The sequence below is a fragment of the Clostridium mobile genome (genome assembly GCF_018918285.1).
Classification (GTDB): domain Bacteria; phylum Bacillota; class Clostridia; order Clostridiales; family Clostridiaceae; genus Clostridium_AW; species Clostridium_AW mobile.
The window spans coordinates 450,264-469,993 of record NZ_JAHLQF010000002.1; the positions used below are offsets into that span (position 1 = coordinate 450,264).

19 protein-coding genes are annotated in these 19,730 nt (G+C 29.5%); 16 read left to right on the forward strand and 3 right to left on the reverse strand.

The window, feature by feature from the left end; all coding sequences use genetic code 11:
* Positions 1–290 precede the first annotated feature (290 nt).
* The 12 genes from KQI86_RS08175 (at position 291) to KQI86_RS08230 (ending at position 10,187) form a co-directional block, all read left to right on the forward strand.
* Entirely contained in the window at positions 291–1,106 is an 816-nt protein-coding gene (locus KQI86_RS08175) for an SPL family radical SAM protein (protein ID WP_343216155.1), read from the forward strand.
* Between the two features lie 194 nt (positions 1,107–1,300).
* Entirely contained in the window at positions 1,301–1,915 is a 615-nt protein-coding gene (locus tag KQI86_RS08180; protein ID WP_216438786.1) for an LptM family lipoprotein, read from the forward strand.
* A 129-nt stretch (positions 1,916–2,044) separates the two neighbouring features.
* Positions 2,045–2,890, forward strand: coding sequence for a MerR family transcriptional regulator (locus KQI86_RS08185; protein ID WP_246582721.1), 846 nt, complete (start codon positions 2,045–2,047; stop codon positions 2,888–2,890).
* Between the two features lie 24 nt (positions 2,891–2,914).
* The gene (locus KQI86_RS08190) at positions 2,915–3,961 is read left to right on the forward strand and encodes a serine hydrolase domain-containing protein (protein ID WP_343216156.1); all 1,047 of its coding nucleotides are present in this window, start codon (positions 2,915–2,917) and stop codon (positions 3,959–3,961) included.
* 262 nt (positions 3,962–4,223) lie between these two features.
* The gene (locus tag KQI86_RS08195) at positions 4,224–5,081 is read left to right on the forward strand and encodes a DUF6544 family protein (RefSeq protein WP_216438787.1); all 858 of its coding nucleotides are present in this window, start codon (positions 4,224–4,226) and stop codon (positions 5,079–5,081) included.
* Positions 5,082–5,257: 176 nt separating this feature from the next.
* Positions 5,258–5,956 (forward strand): response regulator transcription factor, encoded by a 699-nt coding sequence (locus KQI86_RS08200; protein WP_216438788.1) that lies wholly within the window; start codon positions 5,258–5,260, stop codon positions 5,954–5,956.
* 2 nt (positions 5,957–5,958) lie between these two features.
* Positions 5,959–6,879 (forward strand): sensor histidine kinase, encoded by a 921-nt coding sequence (locus KQI86_RS08205; protein WP_216438789.1) that lies wholly within the window; start codon positions 5,959–5,961, stop codon positions 6,877–6,879.
* A 216-nt stretch (positions 6,880–7,095) separates the two neighbouring features.
* Complete coding sequence (locus KQI86_RS08210; RefSeq protein WP_216438790.1) at positions 7,096–8,010, forward strand: ABC transporter ATP-binding protein; 915 nt, start codon at positions 7,096–7,098, stop codon at positions 8,008–8,010.
* Positions 8,011–8,012: 2 nt separating this feature from the next.
* Positions 8,013–8,696 carry an ABC transporter permease gene (locus tag KQI86_RS08215; RefSeq protein ID WP_216438791.1) on the forward strand — a complete coding sequence of 228 codons (684 nt, stop codon included), beginning with the start codon at positions 8,013–8,015 and terminating at the stop codon, positions 8,694–8,696.
* A 173-nt stretch (positions 8,697–8,869) separates the two neighbouring features.
* The gene (locus tag KQI86_RS08220) at positions 8,870–9,205 is read left to right on the forward strand and encodes a hypothetical protein (RefSeq protein ID WP_216438792.1); all 336 of its coding nucleotides are present in this window, start codon (positions 8,870–8,872) and stop codon (positions 9,203–9,205) included.
* 80 nt (positions 9,206–9,285) lie between these two features.
* Complete coding sequence (locus KQI86_RS08225; protein WP_216438793.1) at positions 9,286–9,831, forward strand: hypothetical protein; 546 nt, start codon at positions 9,286–9,288, stop codon at positions 9,829–9,831.
* Positions 9,832–9,878: 47 nt separating this feature from the next.
* Positions 9,879–10,187: a hypothetical protein gene (locus KQI86_RS08230; RefSeq protein WP_216438794.1), complete on the forward strand. Its 309-nt coding sequence runs from the start codon at positions 9,879–9,881 to the stop codon at positions 10,185–10,187.
* 398 nt (positions 10,188–10,585) lie between these two features.
* On the opposite strand, the gene KQI86_RS08235 is transcribed toward KQI86_RS08230, so the two are convergent.
* The 3 genes from KQI86_RS08235 to KQI86_RS08245 form a co-directional block, all read right to left on the reverse strand.
* On the reverse strand, positions 10,586–12,862 hold the full coding sequence (locus KQI86_RS08235) for a J domain-containing protein (RefSeq protein WP_216438795.1): 2,277 nt from the start codon (positions 12,860–12,862) through the stop codon (positions 10,586–10,588).
* Between the two features lie 2 nt (positions 12,863–12,864).
* Positions 12,865–14,559 carry a molecular chaperone HscC gene (locus KQI86_RS08240; RefSeq protein WP_216438796.1) on the reverse strand — a complete coding sequence of 565 codons (1,695 nt, stop codon included), beginning with the start codon at positions 14,557–14,559 and terminating at the stop codon, positions 12,865–12,867.
* 135 nt (positions 14,560–14,694) lie between these two features.
* The gene (locus KQI86_RS08245; protein ID WP_216438797.1) at positions 14,695–15,096 is read right to left on the reverse strand and encodes a hypothetical protein; all 402 of its coding nucleotides are present in this window, start codon (positions 15,094–15,096) and stop codon (positions 14,695–14,697) included.
* Between the two features lie 286 nt (positions 15,097–15,382).
* On the opposite strand from KQI86_RS08245, the gene KQI86_RS08250 reads away from it, so the two are divergent.
* The 4 genes from KQI86_RS08250 (at position 15,383) to KQI86_RS08265 (ending at position 19,719) form a co-directional block, all read left to right on the forward strand.
* Entirely contained in the window at positions 15,383–16,297 is a 915-nt protein-coding gene (locus KQI86_RS08250) for a DUF2268 domain-containing putative Zn-dependent protease (RefSeq protein WP_216438798.1), read from the forward strand.
* A gap of 119 nt (positions 16,298–16,416) precedes the next feature.
* The gene (locus KQI86_RS08255) at positions 16,417–17,727 is read left to right on the forward strand and encodes a hypothetical protein (RefSeq protein WP_216438799.1); all 1,311 of its coding nucleotides are present in this window, start codon (positions 16,417–16,419) and stop codon (positions 17,725–17,727) included.
* A 331-nt stretch (positions 17,728–18,058) separates the two neighbouring features.
* A complete protein-coding gene (locus KQI86_RS08260) occupies positions 18,059–18,709 on the forward strand; it encodes a CatB-related O-acetyltransferase (protein ID WP_216438800.1) in 651 nt (216 codons plus the stop codon).
* A 317-nt stretch (positions 18,710–19,026) separates the two neighbouring features.
* Positions 19,027–19,719 (forward strand): response regulator transcription factor, encoded by a 693-nt coding sequence (locus KQI86_RS08265; protein ID WP_216438801.1) that lies wholly within the window; start codon positions 19,027–19,029, stop codon positions 19,717–19,719.
* The last annotated feature ends 11 nt before the right edge of the window (positions 19,720–19,730 follow it).

Here is a 19,730-nt window from a genome sequence, read left to right on the forward strand (position 1 = left end):
AGATAACCATAAAAATAAGATTGTACCTCTCAATTTAGTGCATTAGAAGAGAGGTTTTTTTATTTAAAAAGTTATAAAGTAAATATAGGAATTGATGATTATCAGATTCAAGTTATCAATTTTAAGTTATCAATAAAAGGATATAGTGAAATGAATTATACAATGGAAAAGAAAAATAAGAATGTGAATTAATTGTATTGTAAGAAGGTGAAATAATGGCTAATTATAAAGAAATCACTTGTACTGTGGCTTGCAATAAACTGAAAAGGAAAATTCCCTTTGCATGGGATTTGAATATATACCGTGGATGTGAGCATGGCTGTAAATATTGTTATGCCATGTACTCCCATGAATACATAGGTTCTGAAGAATATTTTGAGGATATATATGTTAAAACCAATATTGTTGAACGGTTGGAAGAACAGCTCAGCAGCCCTTCCTGGAAAAGGGAAGTTGTCAATATCGGTGGCGTAACCGACAGCTATCAGCCAATAGAAGAACAGTATAAAATAATGCCAGATATTCTACGATTAATGATAAAATACAAAACACCTTGCATCATTTCCACAAAGTCAGATTTGATTTTGCGAGATTATGATTTAATTGCAGAACTCAGCTCCATTACTTATGTTAATGTAGCAGCAACTATTACTTGTATGGATGAAAATATTCGTAGAAAAATAGAACCAAGTGGTGTGGATTCCCTTAAAAGATTTGCTATGTTAAAGGAATTTTCAAAGACAAATGCATCCACGGGACTTCACTTTATGCCAATCATACCATATATAACAGATGGAAGAGAGAATGTTGATGCTTTGTACTCTAATGCTGCTGATTGTAGGGTTAGTTATGTCCTACCTGGAGTACTCTATCTAAGAGGAAAGACCCGCTTAGTATTCTTTGACTTTATAAAAAAGGAGTTTCCACATTTGTATGAGCCGTTACAAACATTATATAAAACAGGCGGTGCCAATAAGGAATACAAAGATAAGCTATACATGATGGTTAATGAATTAAAAGGCAAATATAATCTTTCTGGTAGTTATTCAAAACCCATGAAGGATAAATTAAATAAATCTGATAATGAACAGCTGTCTTTTATTTAAAACTAGCCTCAGCTAAGAAAAATTAATAGCCAAGGCTAGTTTTATAAGCAGGAAGCATGTCAATATCTTATATTAATATAATACCTTAATTTGAAATGATATACATTATATGCTATAATTAAATAGTTATGCCATAAATTTGGATATATTTAGGCAAATACTATTAATGTACAGAATTGGGGGACAAAAATAAAATGAAAAAGAAGTTAAAAATTTGTATTATTAGTTGCTTGGCTATAGGTTTATTAGTTGGTTGTGGAGCAAAAGGAAAAGAAAAAGAGCCTACAGCAAGCAGAGTAGATGGACAAAGCTATACATTTACTGGTGAAGAATTTAAGAATTATTTTAACGATAGGATTGGAGATAATAGAAAAATTGAAGAATTCAAAGGTAAGAAATTAGAGACTAAAAGTTCAGGAGCGGTAAAGGCAAATTCAGAAAAAAAAGATGATGTGTATTTTTACATAGAATCACTAGATGGATGCATGATTAGTGCTAAATCTAATGGGGAAAATGGTAAGCTTACGGAAGTCTCAATTGAATTCCAAGGTGGAACAGAAGAAGATAAAGAGGGCTATACAGTGACTACCTTTAGCAAAGGTGACATTAAGAATTTTAAAAAGCATGCAAATGCTGTATTTGATGTATGTGAGCCAAATGTAGAAACAAAACAATTTGAAGAATTTTTTGATAAATGCTTTACAGGTAATATAGTTACAACTAAAGAAGAAGAAATTGGAGATTTAAATATAACTTTAGATTCACGCATGGGACTAGAAATGAAATTTAAACCTAAAGAACAAAAATAGAATTGATTAAGCACTATTCTTTCATAGAGTGGTGCTTTTTATTTTGCAGTTGACTTTATCCTGGGGGAAAGGTGTATAGTAAAAGTGAATAAGATATCTATATTTAAAGCATTCAGCTGATATCAGAATATGAAGAATGGAGATGATCTCTTGTTATCTATTGGAGAATTCTCGAAGATATGTAAAGTATCTACAAAAACACTGAGATATTATGAGGAAATTGGATTAGTTAATCCTGATGGGATTAATGCAAAAACCGGTTATAGGTATTATTCCATTGGACAGCTAAAAAAGATGATTTTTATAAACCGTTTGAAGTCTTACAATTTTTCTCTAGATGAAATCAAAGCCATTCTAGAATTAGAAGAGGACCAAGCAGAAGAAAAACTTTGTTCTGCTTTCAATAAAAAGAAAAGGGAAATAGAGGAAAAGCTAAGTGATTTTGAATATACCTTAAAGCAAATTAGTAATGATATTTTAAATTTAGAGAAGGGTATACCAATTATGTCGTACCTTGATGATATAGAGGTACAACTTATTGAAACTAAAGGCCAAAATATACTTTATATGAGAAAAAGTATGAGCAGTTATGACTATGCTGAAGGATATGGAAAGTATTTTAGTAAGTTGTATGAAAAGATTGCTACTGAAAAACTTACTTTAGTCGATAAACCGATGACTATTTATCACAGCCCTGAATATAATCCTGCTGGCAACGATACAGAATTTGCTATTCCAATAAAAGAGGTTGTAAAGGGGACGAGGGATTTGGCAGGAGGACTTTGTGCCAAGTCTGTTTTAAAGGGCTCATATTCAGAATTAACATCGGTATTTGCTAAACTAAGGGAATGGGTAGAAAATGAAGGGTATGAATTGGTGAACTCACCATACGAAATATATTTAACTAATCCTTATGAAATCAAAGTTCCAGAGGAAAATATTACTGAAGTGTATTTCCCTGTAAAGAAAAAATAGTAATGTTTTTAGGAGGTATTTATCGTGAAAAGAAACTATTGGCCAACTAAAGAATGGCAAACTGCAGATCCAAAAACATTGAAAATGGACCCAATAAAGCTTTCAAAACTTGAAAATATAATAAAATCAGAGTTTAGCAATATAAACGGTATCGTAATTGTAAGAAATGGATATGTGGCTTATGAAAGATATTTTAATGGATATGGTCCTGACAATGCACATCATGTGGCATCTGTAACAAAAAGTATAATATCTGCCCTCATTGGCATTGCAATAGATGATGGATATATTAAAAATGAAGACCAAAAAGTTTTAGACTTTTTTCCAGAGTATGTTGTCAATGCTGATGATTTGCAGAAAGGAGAAATAACTATACGACATCTTCTTACTATGACAGCTCCTTATTCATTTGAAGACTGGCAGGAACCTTTGGATAAGATGTGCATGCAATCTGATTGGACAAAGTATATTCTTGATATGTTGGGTCAAAAGGGGAATATTGGAACCTTTAAGTATTCTACTGCAGGGGCACACCTACTTTCAGCCATCATCTCTTGCAGTACAGGGAAAAGCGCTCGTGAGTTTGCTAATGAGAGATTATTTAAACACATAGGCATGAAAGAAATCCCTAATTATGAGATGAAATCATTTGGATTTGATGACTTGTTTGGAAAGAACGTAAAAGGGTGGGTTAGCGATCAAAAGGGTAACTCCACAGGAGGATGGGGACTTACGCTAACTCCCCGTGATATGGCTCGTTTTGGATTTTTATATATGAATGGTGGCATTTGGGAGGATGAGCCTATTATTTCCGAGAGGTGGATTGATGAATCTATAACTTCTCATTCCCAAACGATAATCAATAATTCTGTAGCAAAATATGGTTATTTGTGGTGGCTGCTTGAAGATAAAGGAATTCCTACATACTTGGCATTAGGTGATGGAGGCAATGTTATTTGTTGCATTCCAGAAAAAGATTTAGTCATAGCAATTGCATCAGAATTCATAATGAATCCAAAGGATAGGAGAATACTTATTAATGAATATATTGTTCCTGCTATAATAGAGTAAACTTAAAAAAATCTTCTTCTCCATGAGTTTTGTGTACAATTCAGAATCGTCTTCAGTGGATTCCCAGAAGTTTATAAACTAACTTAGAAGAAATACGGTGAAACGTATCTATGGACAACTAAAATTAAAAGATAAAAGTAAGCCAATGATATTAAAAGTGTCGTTGGCTTATGTTATAATTATTTAGTAAGTATTTGGAAAAATGTAACTAGACAAATAGGAATTTATCGAATACTTGTAATAGGTATATGAGGTGGAATATATGCTTTGGATAGTGATAGTTTTGATTGCGCTGGCAATTATAGTGATGTACTTGGCGATACCCGGCGGCAGACTTTGGAAGCAATATCTGACAGATGTAAAAAGTTCTTTGACCGAAACAAATAGGCAAAGAAGCATACAGAGTATATTTACGGAAGATTATGTTGCTGAACTGCCTGCTCTGCTCCGTCAGCACATCATCAATGGGGGCTATATGGGAAAGCCCTTTATGGATAACATGCTGATATATTTTCACAACACAAAGTTTCGTATGTCGGCAGGCAAAAAACCAATTAAAATTAAATTCATGCAGGTTAATTTTGTGAATAGACCAGACCGACATGCTTTCTTGACAGGACGAATTGCGGGGATTCCATTGCAGGCCAAAGACAGCGTGTTGGACGGATTCGGCTCTATGACAGGTGTGCTTGCCAAGCAGTTCCAGCTTTTCCGCTCTACTGGATCAGAAATGGACCAAGGTCAGTTGATAACGGCGTTGGCAGATGCAGTATATATGCCGTCCTTGTTTTTACAGGAATATGTGTCATGGACAGTCGTTGACGATTGCGCCGTTGAAGGTGAGATTTCATGGAAGGGCGTTACTGCTAAAGGAAGATTTACTTTTGACAATAATGGCAACATTATACGTTTTGATACCAATGATCGATATATGGACGAAAATGGGAAAGGCAGCTCGCTGGTGCCGTGGTATGTAACCTATTCTGATTACAAAGAACAGAATGGTTACTTTCAGCCGGGAAGCGTTAGTGTAAATTGGATGCTCCCGGATGGTGACGACACATATTTTGTGAGCGACCACATTGAGGTTCAATACTCAATAAATGAAGCAATTTTATGACTTAATTATTTGGTCTTTGCAGCAGTAAGCTGAACAGTTTGGTTTACTTTATCCCAAGAATGTGAATCTATCAAATTCCAATTTATATAAAGAATGTTATTTAACATAGAGTTACGGAAAATTTAATCAAAACTTAAAATTGAAATATTATTAATTATATTGTATATGGGGGAAATATGGAAAATCTAATTTTAATAATTGAAGATGATAAACAAATTTGTGAAATGGTTAGGAAAGCTTTAGTTAAAGAAGGTTATAGGGTTAATGTTGCATTTAATGGGGATGATGGGCTAAGAGAATTCAGAAGTAAGAGTTATGATCTAGTGATTTTAGATATTATGATGCCCAAGATTAATGGCATTGAGGTTCTTAAGGAAATTAGAATTAACCATAATACTCCTATAATAATGCTTTCAGCTAAGGACAGTGATGTGGATAAAGCATTAGGACTTGGCTTTGGAGCAGATGACTATTTATCCAAGCCTTTTTCTTTAATAGAGTTAGTAGCAAGAGTAGAGGCTAATATTAGAAGAGCTACAAAGTATTCTAATACTAAAGAAACGAATAGCAATACTATAGAGATAGGCAATATTTTTATGGATTTTAATAGCTATGAAATAAAGAAAAATGGAGAAAGTATTAAGCTTACAGTAAAGGAGTTTGAAATATTAAAGCTGCTTGTAACCAACCCTAATATAGTTTTTACTAAAAATAAAATTTATGAAAGGGTATGGAAGGAAGACGCCTTTGGTGAGGAAAATATAATAAATGTTCACATAAGACATATAAGAGAGAAAATAGAAGATGATGCTAAGAATCCCGCCATTATAAAAACCGTTTGGGGTATTGGATATAAATTTGATAGAAAGGAATAATCATGAAATATATTATAATTATAATTTTATTTTCTCTTTGTATTTATGAGCATATACGTAAAAGTAGGTTAAAAAAAGAAATTTTAAATATTAATAGAAAGCTAGAAGCAATAATAAGAGAAGAAAACTATAAAACCTTGCTTTTAAATTGTAATAATGAGGAAACTCAAGGACTAATACTTACAATAAATAAATTAATTTCAGAAAAAAGATTGGAAAAATCTATTAGGGAAGAAAGAGATGAAAAAATTAAAGAAATGCTAGCTAATGTATCTCATGACTTAAAAACTCCGTTAACAGTAATTTTAGGATATGGTGAAATGATAAATCAAGATAAAGATCTAACAGAAGGGGAAAAGAAAGAGCTTTTAGAGGGATTAATGGGAAAAACTGAGGAAGTTGTGACTCTTATCAATAAATTTTTCACCTTAGCTAAACTTGAAAGTGGAGATAAAAGCTTAGAGATGGAAAAAGTAAATCTAAGTGAGATTATTAGAGAAAGTATTATAGATTTCTACGAAGTTTTGGAAAAGGAAAATTTTCAAGTAGATATAAATCTACCCGATGAAGATATATGGGTTAATGGAAATAAGGATGCTCTTTTAAGAATATTTAATAATTTAATATCTAATGTTATGCGTTATGGAAAATGTGGTAAGTATTTAGGAATTAATATGGAGATAAGCTCTAACTTAGTTAAAGTAGAGGTAATAGATAAAGGACAAGGTGTTGAAGAAAAGGAAAAAGAGAAGATTTTTGAAAGAAGCTACACAGGAGCTGCTTCAAGAAACAGTGAAATTTCAGGTAATGGACTAGGATTAACTATAGTTAAGTCCCTTGTAAACTCTTTAGGTGGAGATATTCAGATACATAGTATACCTTATAAAGAAACAGTCTTTTCCTTTACTTTAGAAAAAGCTTAAATTATTTTTATATGTAAGAATAAGGCTCCGAAAATAGATGAAACCTTAATAAGTTTTTGCTATTTTCGGAGCTTTTTTATGTAATCAAAGATATATAAGGTTTTAATTTTAAAAGTTAAAACGCAACTTAATAAATTCTTAATAAATACTAAACTAACACTAAAATTTTATTGAGTAATATATAACCATAGAAAGCAATTTGAAAGGAGTTAATATATGAAAACAATAATAGATATAAGAAATTTAAGCAAAAGCTTTAAAGATAAGCATGTACTAAAAAATATAAACTTGAATTTTCAAAAAGGAAAAATATATGGATTGATTGGAGAAAATGGAGCAGGGAAAACTACCCTTCTAAAATCAATTGTAGGATTAGTTAAGCCTAGTTCAGGGGATATATTAGTAAATGGTGAAGAGATTAATAAAAACTCTAGTGAATATCTTAGAGATTTTGGAGTTATTATTGAAAATCCTACTTTCTATGATGATCTTACAGTTAGAGAGAATTTAGAGATTTACTGTAGATATATGGGATACTACAACTTTGGGAATATAGATAATATTTTAAAGGATTTTGGAATTTTAGAATACAAGGATTTTAAAGCTAAAAAGCTATCTCAGGGTTTAAAGCAAAGACTAGGTATTGCAAGAGCAATTATTACAAAGCCAGAAGTATTAATATTAGATGAACCTATAAATTCTTTAGATCTTTCCTCAATTAAGTATGTAAGAGACATTCTATTAAATCTTAATAAGGAAAATGGCACTACAATAATTATTTCTAGCCATATTTTAAAAGAAGTTGAAGCCCTAGTAAATCAGGTGATTTTTATGAAGGAAGGAAATGTTATTGAGGAAATATCCTTAAATGAACTTAAAAACAAGTGTGCGGAGTGCTTTTATGTTAAGGTCAATACTCCTCAAAGGGCATTGGCTTTATTGGAACGACAATTTGGAATTAAAAATTATAGGCTGATAGGCGAAGATACTATAAAGATAAAGGGATTAAATATTGATTCAAGTAGAATTATAAAAGACTTAATGGATAAGGGAGTTGAAGTTAAAGAGTTTAAAACGGAAAAGATATCTTTAGAAGGTTATTATTTTGACATAGTAAAGAGAGGTGAATAATAATGTGGGATTTAATTAAATTAGAGTTTAGAAAAAATAAGATGTCAAGAGAGATTTTAGGTTTTGGCATTGTAAATATGGCTATATTTTTAGCTACCAATTTTGTAATAACTAAAGGTAAACTTATTATAAAAATCGCAAATGGAATTAATGTTGAGAAAGTCATATATTGGATTTCCGTAATATTCATTATATATAGTGGAATTTTATTTGCAGAATTATTTAATGAGGAGTTTGAGGATAATACCATAAAAACCACCTATATGTTTCCACAGGGAAGAAAAAATATAATTATTAGTAAGGTACTAGCAGCTTTAGGATTTGCTTTTGCAAGTATGATTGGAAGTTATATTGTTCAAGGTACGTTAACTATTATGACTAAGGCTATATTTAATATTAACAATAAAGATGTTTCAATATATAAGTTTATAGAAAATATACCTTTTTTTGTTGATGTAATAATACTTTCGCTAATAGCGGTTTTTATCATCATAATAATTGCTTTAGTAATAAAATCAGTGACTTTTAATGTGTTTTCATCTATATTTATAGGAGCTACCATAGCTCCAGATGTGATGAAAATAAACAAACTGTATGCAATGCTACCTATTGGATTATTAGCTAGTATCATATTAATGATCGTTTTTCTTAAGATATTAGAAATAGAAGCTAATAGAGATATTTAAAGTTCTAGAAAGATGTCCATTATACGATGAACCGTATCTATGGACAACTAAAATTAAAAGATAAAAGTAAGTCAATGATATTAAAAGTGTCGTTGGCTTATGTTATAATTATTTAGTAAGTATTTGGAAAAATGTAACTAGATAAATAGGAATTTGTAGGTGAGATAAGAAGCATGTATAAGATAATTAAAAAAGCTAATAATGGTTGGGAAGTACATGAAGTTGTAGGAATTGATACGATTTCTCTTGTAAAGTACAGTGCAAATCATCATGACATAAATAAATTAATAGAAGCATTACGACTTTTATATAAAAACAAAGTTGTAGAAGGATCCATTGATATGAATTTGGCTATGCAAGATGAATATTTACAGGATTTATCAATCGGAGCGAATCAGTTTATTATAAATTTAGATTTTTGGCAAACTTTTGTTTTTTATCCAAAGCAAAAAGAGGGTAATTCATATGTAATGAAAGTTTTTAATAAATTAGCGACAGACACTAATTGAAATTTCAATTTGCGGATGAGTGACAATAAAAATAAAAATTTTTATTGAAAAAATGATTAAAGGGAATGAACAAAATATACATGGATAAAGAAAAGATAAAAAATAAAATTGAAGAATTACTTGATAATTATGAATTATCGAAGGATATTGCAATTAGAATGGATACTAAGAATATAAAAATTAATTATGAAGATTGGTTTCATAATTATCCTATTGGAATTATTATAAGTGAGTTGGATTTTGATTCTGAGTATATTAAAAATAATATTCAGGAATGTTTTATTAAAGCAATATTATTAGATTTTGCTTGTTCGGAAGAATGGAGTTTAGATTTTTTTGAAATATCAGAAACAGAACGAAAAAAGTTGATGGATTCGCAATTTTATAAGAGTTTATTTACTTATAAGGAAAAAAGAATGAAACTTTTAAAGTATGATAGGTTTTCGAAAGAATTTATATGGTTTACAACGTTTAATGGTATGAGTAAAGAAAAGCAAGATTATTTTTTAGATATTTTTAAAGATGCAGTCATTATTGAAATTGGTGGCTGCTATGCTGGTGATTATGAATGTTATATTATTGCTGAGAAAAAAGTATTTGTAGTTAATTACGGAATATGGGATTAGTAAATTTTTGATGAGTTATAAATTCTAATTTGAAGAGGAGGATGACAATGAATATACATAATCATAATTTGAATATACATTATACTGCACCAGCTGAAATATGGGATAAATTGAATGAGTTATATTTTGGAATGCCATTTTGGAATGGGTTTGTGAATGGCTGCCCACAATGGTATGGCAATGATGGGAAGCTGGTAGAAGCATCTGTTGAGCCTAGCGGACTACAGTTCTATGCTAAATTACCTCAAGAAGAATGGAACTCATGGTTTGAATTGTTTAAAAGTAGAGCTTCTGAATTATTAGGTTTTCAAGTTGGGGAACCAGAAGATGGTTTTGAATTTTATATCTATGATTGAAGTATAAATTCCAATTTGTATAGGTGAATATATTAAAATAAAAATGATTATATAATTAGAAAGCTGTTAGCTATAAATGAAAAATTTGGAAAACAAAAGTCAAAAAGATAGGTTTAACTTTACTCTTAGTAAATTTGAGTCTATCTTAATTTTTATAAAAAATTAATTGAAAATAAGGCATATGCAATCAATTATTATCTGGAGGGAACATGAAGAAGAGCATATTAATGATAACTCCTGAAAATAAGGAGATTAATAGATTTAGAAAAAGGCAGATAAATAACTTTATACAAATAATGAGCAAAATAAAATAGGATGCTTATAGCACCCTATAGTATACAATTCTAGTTGCTTAGGCAACTAGTATCACTATTTAAATTAATATTTTAAAATAGTAGCTAGCCAATATTTTTAGAGTTTGAATTATATAGAAAGCTAGGATCAATCTCCACTGAATTAACATTTTGTCCTTTTTCTGTTGGTGCCTTTATAGGTTCTTTTGTTTTAAATTTGTACTTGTAGCCCTCAATGTTATACCCTCTATTACTATCTACATTATTCATTGAAAAATCTTTATCTATAAACATCACATTTTTCCCATCAATTTCACCCACAAATGCTTGAATGTATATTTTGTTATTGAAACTTTGTTCATTTAGTTCTTCTTTTGAACGAAAATCAAATTTACCATTTTCATCAACGTTGACATAAAGATTAAGAGGTATAATATTTTTTACATATATAGAATGCAATGCGCCATAATTACTTTCTTTAAATTCTTTTAATGTCTTTGAAATTTTAAGCTTTCTGCCATTACGTATCTCAAAAGATTCATTATATTTTCGTAACCTTTCAACTTCTTTTGGTGAGCAATCTATATACATTTGATTTGTCCAGGTTTTGGCAATTTCATTATGAGTTTCAAATTTTGTTTTAATATCTTCTGAAATTTCTTTATCAATTCTACACATAGCGCCTTCTATTTTATATTTAGCATTTTTATCTACAGTATCTTTTTTGTAATTTTTATCTGTAAATAATGTAGCACCATCGCCAAAAATTCCTACAAATAGTTGGCTTTCAATCTTATCTCGTAGATTATTAGCTTCAATTTCTTTTTGTGATACTATAGTCTTACCTTTAAATTCTTCTGATAGTTTGAAATAATTCGTTGGTATTACTATATCTAAATATATTCGCAAATTAATGTACTCGTCTACGCTGCGTAAATCATCTCTAGTTTTTATGTTTTTAAAAACTGTCTCATCTTCATCATAAATTATTTCATCTCGGGAATCAAATTTATCTTGGTATTCTATAGTTTCTTCAGTAGTATTATCATCAGAAAACTTGTTGATAATAAAAATTAATGTAAAAGATGCAACTGTTAATATCATAAAAATTGCAATTACTCTAGTTATTGCTTTTTTCATAGAGGGTTCTATTTTTTGTCTTTTATTTTTCTTTTTAACAATCCTTTTCTTGTGAGGGTTACGCTTTTTTAATTTTAAAGGTTTAACATTCTTTCCTTCTAATTCTGATTCTATAGTCATTATACATTTTTGTATTCTTTTATTTTTAGGTTGAAGTTCTAATACTCTTTCAAAATAATACTTTGCTTTTATTAAATTGCCAGTAAAGTAATAGCAGTATACTATGCTATTTAATGCTACTAAATCGTTACTATTGACGGATAAGCATATTTCAAAATATGGCAAAGCTTCTGCATAGAAGTTCTTTCTTCCTAAAATACTTCCAATCCATAAAGCAACATCTAAGTCAAATTTATTTATTTCAAAAGATAATTTATAAAATTCTAATGATTTATCTAAATCTCCAGTTTTATAATAGAACTCTCCTATTAATTTTAATAATTCTCCATCATGAGTAAATATCTCATAAGCTGAAAGTAAACACTCTTGAGCTTCGTAATAATCTCTAAGTTTTAATGCTTCATGGCCTTGATGACGTAATGATAAATATTTTTCAATAGAATTTGGGTTCATTTCTTTTATATATTCATATTTAAACTGACTAATATTTTGTAAAACCTTAAAAACTTCTTCAACGATATCTCCATCATATTTTTTATATAAACTTCCTTCTTTTTTAGTCCAATTAAAATTATGCTCTAATATATACCATATATTTAGAGGCAAATCTTTGTGGCTTACTAAAAATTCAAACATACAATCTTCTATAATAGGAGCGGTATAGACATTCCAAACCACATCCATGTTTAATAATTCTTCCCAAGCTTCAGTATTTTCCTTTAAAGAATTATCACTACAAATTTCATTTAGTTTATCTAAAAATTCTTCTATTTTTTCATTAATATTATTATTGAGTTGTTCTTCATAATTGTCATTAATATTTTGGTATTGCTTTTTAACTATGGTTTCATCTATACTCCAATCATCCGTATCCCATTCATCAGCATCCGATTCATTTGTATATAAATCATTACTAATATTTTCAACTAAATTAATATTTAAATTTTGTTGTTTATTATTATTCTTAACATTTTTTATAGCTTTATCATATGCTTCCCTAAGTTTTTGATAGCCTTCAGGGTCTTCTTCTGGATTATATATTTTTAATAATTTTGCATAGGCTTTTTTTATAGTTTTTAAATCACTATCATAGGATATTCCTAAAATTTCCCACCAACTCATAATTAATAATACGTCTCCAATTCATTTAATCTTTCAGCAAATAACTTTGCATTTTTTTCTATAAGCCTAGGATCTTGAGTTAATAAAATTCTTTCAAAGTCACTTAACAATGCTGCTATGTATTCTCGCTTATCTCCAAGGGATTCTTCATATAATCTTTCCCCTCTAGCCAAGAGCAATCTATTTTCAGTTTTATCTCTTGGATGAATTTTTATATCTTTAAGTTCTAGCATACGCTCTCTAATTTCCTCATCAGACATTGAGTTTTCTGAGTTTTGAATTATTAACGATTTCTTTTCTCCTGTACTTACCAAAGTAGTTTCTACTTCTAATAATCCATTTATATCATATGTATATCTAAGGGCTACTGCTTGTTCGGCTGCTTTTCCACGAGGTACTGAAATTTCTAATTGGCCAAGTTTTATGTTATTTTCAACTCGCCTGCTTTCACCTTGGTACACATTGATTGCCATGTGAGTTTGATTGTCTCTAATAGTTACCAATTGTTCAACTTTGCTTATTGGTATTGGAGAATTTCTTTCAATTATAGGTAGGAAATATCCTGGCTCATAATTGCCATCCCCCAAATCATTTACTATTTCAACTCCTAAAGTATATGGACATACATCCGTTAATACTAATTCTTTTAAATCTGAATTTCTTGATTTTAAAGCTGCTTGTATTGCTGCGCCTAATGCTACTGCTTCATCTGGATTTATATTAGAGTAGGGTAATTTATTAAACATTTTGCTAACTACAGATCTCACTAGGGGCATTCTTGTACTTCCGCCAATTAAGATAATGGCTTCAATTTCTGCTGGTGATATGTCAGCATCCCTAAGAGCTCTTTCTACTGGATGACGTAATCTTAAAATTATTTCTGAACACATTTTTACAAACTTATTTCTATCAATTTTAGTTTCAAAACATTTTTCATTTATAGTTAAACTCATAATTCCATTTTCTTGGTTTGACAATGATCTTTTGCAAAGTTCAGCTTGTTTGTGTAAAGATGATAATGCCTTTTTATCTAATACTTTTAAATCTAAATCATTTTCTTGTAAAAAATAATCAACCAGTAGTTTATTAAAGTCTTCACCGCCTAAATAATTGTCCCCAGCTATAGATTTTACTTCCATTACACCCTCAAAAAGTTCCAGTATTGATATGTCAAAAGTTCCTCCACCTAAATCAAATACTAAAAACTGTGTTTCATCATTTTCTTGATGCAATCCATAAGCTACGGCTGCTGCTGTTGGCTCACTAATTAATCTTTCAACTTTAAGCCCTGCAAGCTCACCAGCTCTTTTAGTTGCCTTACGTTGAGCATCATTAAAATAAGCAGGGACGCTTATAACTGCCTCGATAACTTCTTCACCTATATATTTTTCTGCATCTTCTTTTAATGATTTTATAATGAATGAAGATAATTCTTCAGGTGTAAATGTGTAAGATCCTAAATTAAATTTTTTTGATGATCCCATAAATCTTTTAAAGTTGCATGCTGTGGACTGGGGGTGAGTAATAAGTCTTTCTTTTGCCACATCTCCAATTAAAATTTCATTATTCTCATCCACACTTACAATGGAGGGTGTTGAATGTTTTCTTAGAACGTTTGGTATAATTTCTACTTGCCCATCTTTCCAAATAGCACTTAAACTGTTGGTGGTTCCTAAATCTATTCCAATAATAGCCATAATAATCTCCTCTCTAATTTCCTAAGAAAACCTCCTTGTTAATGGCGCTTATTGCTTCCATTTAAACACAAGGAGGTTTCATTTTTGTTATATATAAATATATTATCGTAAGTAAAGTAAATTACCTTAAATCCACTAAAACACATCACATTTATTAGATACAATTGAGAAAACTAAGGATAGTCCATTCACTAAAATTAATAATTTACCGGACATGGTATAAATATAATTTTGTGAACTAATTACCATATAAAAAGCCGCTATAAGCAATAGAATTTGAGGTAAATATGCTATTAATATTTTTTCAAATCTACTGGCTTCATCAATAAATGCATCCTTTAGCTTTATGTATGAACTACAAGGAATTGCTTTTAGGTTAAATTCAGTAATTCCAATGGTTTTACTGAATAGTTTTGGCCCCATAAAAATTGTTACTTCTTCCGGTTCAAAAGATAAAACCTTTATAATAATTAATCGTAAAAGATCAAAGAAGATTCCTGTGAATGAGAAAATAAAAAATATATATAAATATTCCATATCTGATACCACCTATATTTAGATTTAATTACAGCTTTATTTGTAACAACTTGTCCTATAATCAAATCCATGAAATTTATCATGAATTTTTAACTGTGTTTTAATTGTAATTATAACATAATTATAATTAAAAAGAAAAGTATAAAATAAATATAAACATTTAGTAATTAAGGAAATTAACTACTTCTATTCTATTACTATTAAACAGGAAATAAATTTTGATGAAAATTGCATTGACATTCACGCTGCGTAAAGGTGTATATTGACATTAAAAGGAGATGATAATATGAATATTACACTATTACGTTCATATGAAATTTACGAAAAAATGATGAATTCACCAAAAGAAAAACGAGATGATATTTATCGTTATGAAATGGCCAAACCTTTTCAATTTAAGTGGTCATGCTATAATGTACCTCTTAAGTCTCCAAATAAAGGTGGCTATGATGTAGTTATGGCAAGCAGTATGCTTGGTTATTTACCACCATCGGAGGTGGATGAAACCCAAAAGGAAAACATAAATTTAATTTCAAATGAAGATTTATGGCAAACATGTAAAAAAACCATTAAGAATTCCTTAGAGTGTTTTACAAAAGCAGGGTATGAATTGCCAGTAAAAAACTATATGTTTTCTCTTATACTTGGCAATCCTAAAAGCCCATACCTATCATTGAGTGATGGTTATGCTGGAGAGGGAGGCATCCCTGGATATATTATTATATCTCTTATTCCAAATGAACATACTATCAGCAGAATTCCTGTTGCTTTGGCTCATGAATGTAATCATAATGTGCGTTTTCAATTTGAGAAATGGGGTAATGATATTACATTAGGAGAAATGATGATTTCCGAAGGACTTGCCGAGAATTTTGCCACCTCAATATTTGGTGAAGACATGGTTGGACCTTGGGTAAGCAAAACTGATATGGATACCCTCAACAATTATATCAAACCACTCATTAAAGATGCTTTAGATGTAACAGGGCTGGAGAATATTTCAGCATACCTTTGGGGCGATGAGCTTGCACAGCAGCAGGGCTATTTTCCTGTAGGTATGTCTTATTGTGCGGGTTATGCATGTGGTTATTATATGATAAAGCATTATCTAAAAAAGACAGGGAAATCAATAGTAGAAGCTACCTTAACACCCTCGAATGAAATCATGAAGGAAATAGAGGATTTTTGGGATGAAGAATAGTTAAATTGTTAAGACTGTGACTTATATTACGATAATTGGAAAGTTAGATATAATATTAAATTTAATATCTAGAACACAAGGATTCAAAAGAAAGAACTAAAGAAAACTTAGGGGGAAAAATGTGGATTTTTAAATTTATATATTATAAGTGGAATGAAAGAAGAAGACTGCACATACTATCAAAGTTTAATGATTATGAAAAATTCATAGAAGAGCAACAAAAAGCTGTAAGTAAAATAAAGGATGAAACATTTAAAATATCAGCTATCTTAAATTTATATATTGGGCATTATTTAAACAATCAATTGGACAAGGCAGAAGAGATACTGGAAACAATGAAGTCTTTTGATATTGATGATTTAGATGATTCTATAAAATATATATACTTTTATTATTCAATAAATCACTATATTGCTACTGGTAATGAGATTATGGTTGATAGAATTTGGGAGGAATCGCAAAGTTTACGAGAAGAAGTAAAGGAAAAATGTACTGAAATTTATAGGCATACGAGAATGAATTATAATAATTTCAAAGGTTTATACGAAGAAAGTAATAAAGTTCTTTTAGAAGATGGCCATGATAAAAAGGATGATGTGTTTTGTAATATATTGAAAGCTGAGATATATTTTAATGTAGGAAAAGAAGAGGAAGCAAAATTTATAATTAATGATTTATTAAATGGTGATAAAAAACTTACGCCGATAGTTAAGAAAAAAATAAAAGAGCTTCAAGCCCAATATATGAATGTTGAATATGAAGGATTTATCAACACAAATGAAACTGATGAAAAAATAAGTTTTAAAGATAAAGTATGGTTAAAAGTTAGAGATTCAGCTTTTATGAGAAATTTATTGTTTTTATTTATAGATATAAAAAACATATTGAAAAATAAATATATTTTATTAATTTTTGGACCTATTGTTGCAGCATATTTGTGGGGAAAATTAGGGTATATAGCATTAAGGGATAATACATATAGGAATTATTGGAATCATGTTATGGGAAGTATTTTTTTAGGTGTGCTTACTATTAATATCACACTATTATTTATTAACTATATGATTAAATCTAAAAAATACTTCAGTACTATATTAGTAGCTTTAATAATACTATCTCCCATGAGTTTTATCTTTTTTGGTGAACCATATTCATCAACTTTAATGGCAACAATTAAAGACTTACCTTATGTAGTGTCAAAAGGTTATGTTGAAGAAGTTACTACTATTGAATATATTGATATTGTAAGTAAAAGTGATTATGAGTATATAGAGATAGAAATAAGTAATAATAGTTTTGAATTGTTTTATGATGATAAATTTTATAATTATATTCTCCAAAATTGTTATGAGGGAGACATCGTGAAAATCAAATATTTACCTAATACAAAAGATTTAATATATATAAAATTAGAAGATATAACAAAGTAGATAATACAATAGAAAATTAATTGTAGTTATTATATGAATTCATTACAACACTTTGCATTGCTAAAATAGCTGCTTGCAGGTGGTTGCGTTTTGGGATATGGAAGTGTAGCAGTAAAATATGACTGGTTTCAACTATTGAAATCTATAACAAAATATATCATACTATTATAGTAATATCTTTTGTTATATGAATACACATTCGTTCAGAAGATAAGAAATAATAAAATTTAAGGAAGTATCTTAAAATGATGAAGAGAATTAAAAAGTTTAGGAATGTGGCAGTGTGACCTAAGTTAAGTGATATTCAAAAACTTAAACTTAGGAGGATAAGATGAATAATACATTTAATCACTGGACAGAAATAAAATATTTAAAGGATACAGTAAAAAATCCCTTAATTGAGGTTGGGGAATACACATATTATTCAGGATATTATGCAGGTGGAGATTTTGAAGATATATGTGTGAGATATATATGGGGAGATGAAAAATCTAAGGAAATGTATAATCCTATAGAAGACTATGGGTGGACTTTAGATAGAATAAAAATAGGTAAGTATTGTTGTATGGCTAGTGGAGTAATATTTATGATGGGAGGAAATCACAATCATAACCCTGATTGGATAACTGTATATCCATTTAAAGATAAGTTACTAGATTCATATAAGCCAAAAGGAGATACAATTATAGGCAATGACGTATGGATTGGTGCAGAAGCTATGATTATGCCAGGAATTACAATTGGTGATGGTGCAATAATTGCATCTAGATCAGTAGCTACAAAAAATGTAGCTCCTTATACTGTTGTAGGAGGAAACCCTGCAAGACATTTAAAAGAAAGATTTGACAAAGATAAGATAGATATGCTACTTGAAATGAAATGGTGGGATTGGGAAGAAAATCATATTAAAAATAGCATAGATATATTGTCTAGTTCGGACATAAATGAATTGTATAAATACTATAAAATCAATGTAAAGTAATGTATATTTACTTTATTAAAGTGTTATGTAAGAGCATAATTATAAAACAATTACTATAAAATTAATATTATCATTTTGAATAAGAAATAGTTTTACTTAATAAAGTAAACTATTTCTTTATTTTTCTTTGAATAATGGAAACTAAATCATGTAAGTTCTCAATCGAATTATTAAATAAAAGATAAAGGCAATATGTAAACAGAAAAGAATATGATATTCAGGTGATTAAATTTACCCAGTTTAAAAATTCAAAGGTAAATAGTATAATTAAGTCAATAATGTATCCTGATTACAATATAAATTAGGAGGATATTAAAATGAAATACAAAATATATATTGTAGAAGATGATTCATCAATAAGCACTTTATTACAAGAATATATAGATAAGTATGGTTTTGAGGCTAGAACAGCAAATAATTTTGATGATATAATGATTGGCTTTAATGAGTTTGACCCAAACTTAGTATTATTAGATGTTAATTTGCCTAAGTTTGATGGGTTTTATTGGTGCAGAAAAATAAGACAACAATCAAAAATTCCTATAATATTTATATCAGCAAGGGACAGCGGAATGGATCAGGTACTGGCTTTAGAAAGCGGAGCAGATGATTATATAACTAAACCTTTTTATTATGATGTGGTTATTGCTAAGATAAAGAGTCAAATAAGAAGAGCCTTCGGTGACTACGCAGCTAAATCAGAGGAAAGAATCGTTGAAATTGACGGTCTTAAGTTTTATCCAGAAAGATCAGAATTAGAATTTAAAAACGAGAAATTAATTATAACTAAAAGAGAAGGTATACTGTTGGAATGTCTTATGAATAAATATCCTAAAGTTGTTGGAAGAGATTTGCTTTTAGAAAAGATATGGGATGATTTAGAGTTCGTAGAGGAGAACACTTTAAGTGTTAATATTAGTAGAGTACGTAAAAGACTGCAGGCTTTAGGAATAGATAAGGGGATAGAAACAATAAGAGGGTCAGGTTATAGATTAAATAAAACCTGGTAGTAAGGAGTAAG

Excerpts from the sequence above, each read along its gene's own strand:
- KQI86_RS08180 (WP_216438786.1), top strand. The coding sequence starts at position 1,301 with ATGAAAAAGAAGTTAAAAATTTGTATTATTAGTTGCTTGGCTATAGGT.
- KQI86_RS08185 (WP_246582721.1), top strand. The coding sequence starts at position 2,045 with ATGAAGAATGGAGATGATCTCTTGTTATCTATTGGAGAATTCTCGAAG.
- KQI86_RS08195 (WP_216438787.1), top strand. The coding sequence starts at position 4,224 with ATGCTTTGGATAGTGATAGTTTTGATTGCGCTGGCAATTATAGTGATG.
- KQI86_RS08200 (WP_216438788.1), top strand. The coding sequence starts at position 5,258 with ATGGAAAATCTAATTTTAATAATTGAAGATGATAAACAAATTTGTGAA.
- KQI86_RS08205 (WP_216438789.1), top strand. The coding sequence starts at position 5,959 with ATGAAATATATTATAATTATAATTTTATTTTCTCTTTGTATTTATGAG.
- KQI86_RS08210 (WP_216438790.1), top strand. The coding sequence starts at position 7,096 with ATGAAAACAATAATAGATATAAGAAATTTAAGCAAAAGCTTTAAAGAT.
- KQI86_RS08215 (WP_216438791.1), top strand. The coding sequence starts at position 8,013 with ATGTGGGATTTAATTAAATTAGAGTTTAGAAAAAATAAGATGTCAAGA.
- KQI86_RS08220 (WP_216438792.1), top strand. The coding sequence starts at position 8,870 with ATGTATAAGATAATTAAAAAAGCTAATAATGGTTGGGAAGTACATGAA.
- KQI86_RS08225 (WP_216438793.1), top strand. The coding sequence starts at position 9,286 with ATGGATAAAGAAAAGATAAAAAATAAAATTGAAGAATTACTTGATAAT.
- KQI86_RS08230 (WP_216438794.1), top strand. The coding sequence starts at position 9,879 with ATGAATATACATAATCATAATTTGAATATACATTATACTGCACCAGCT.
- KQI86_RS08235 (WP_216438795.1), bottom strand. The coding sequence starts at position 12,862 with ATGAGTTGGTGGGAAATTTTAGGAATATCCTATGATAGTGATTTAAAA.
- KQI86_RS08240 (WP_216438796.1), bottom strand. The coding sequence starts at position 14,559 with ATGGCTATTATTGGAATAGATTTAGGAACCACCAACAGTTTAAGTGCT.
- KQI86_RS08245 (WP_216438797.1), bottom strand. The coding sequence starts at position 15,096 with ATGGAATATTTATATATATTTTTTATTTTCTCATTCACAGGAATCTTC.
- KQI86_RS08250 (WP_216438798.1), top strand. The coding sequence starts at position 15,383 with ATGAATATTACACTATTACGTTCATATGAAATTTACGAAAAAATGATG.
- KQI86_RS08255 (WP_216438799.1), top strand. The coding sequence starts at position 16,417 with ATGTGGATTTTTAAATTTATATATTATAAGTGGAATGAAAGAAGAAGA.
- KQI86_RS08260 (WP_216438800.1), top strand. The coding sequence starts at position 18,059 with ATGAATAATACATTTAATCACTGGACAGAAATAAAATATTTAAAGGAT.
- KQI86_RS08265 (WP_216438801.1), top strand. The coding sequence starts at position 19,027 with ATGAAATACAAAATATATATTGTAGAAGATGATTCATCAATAAGCACT.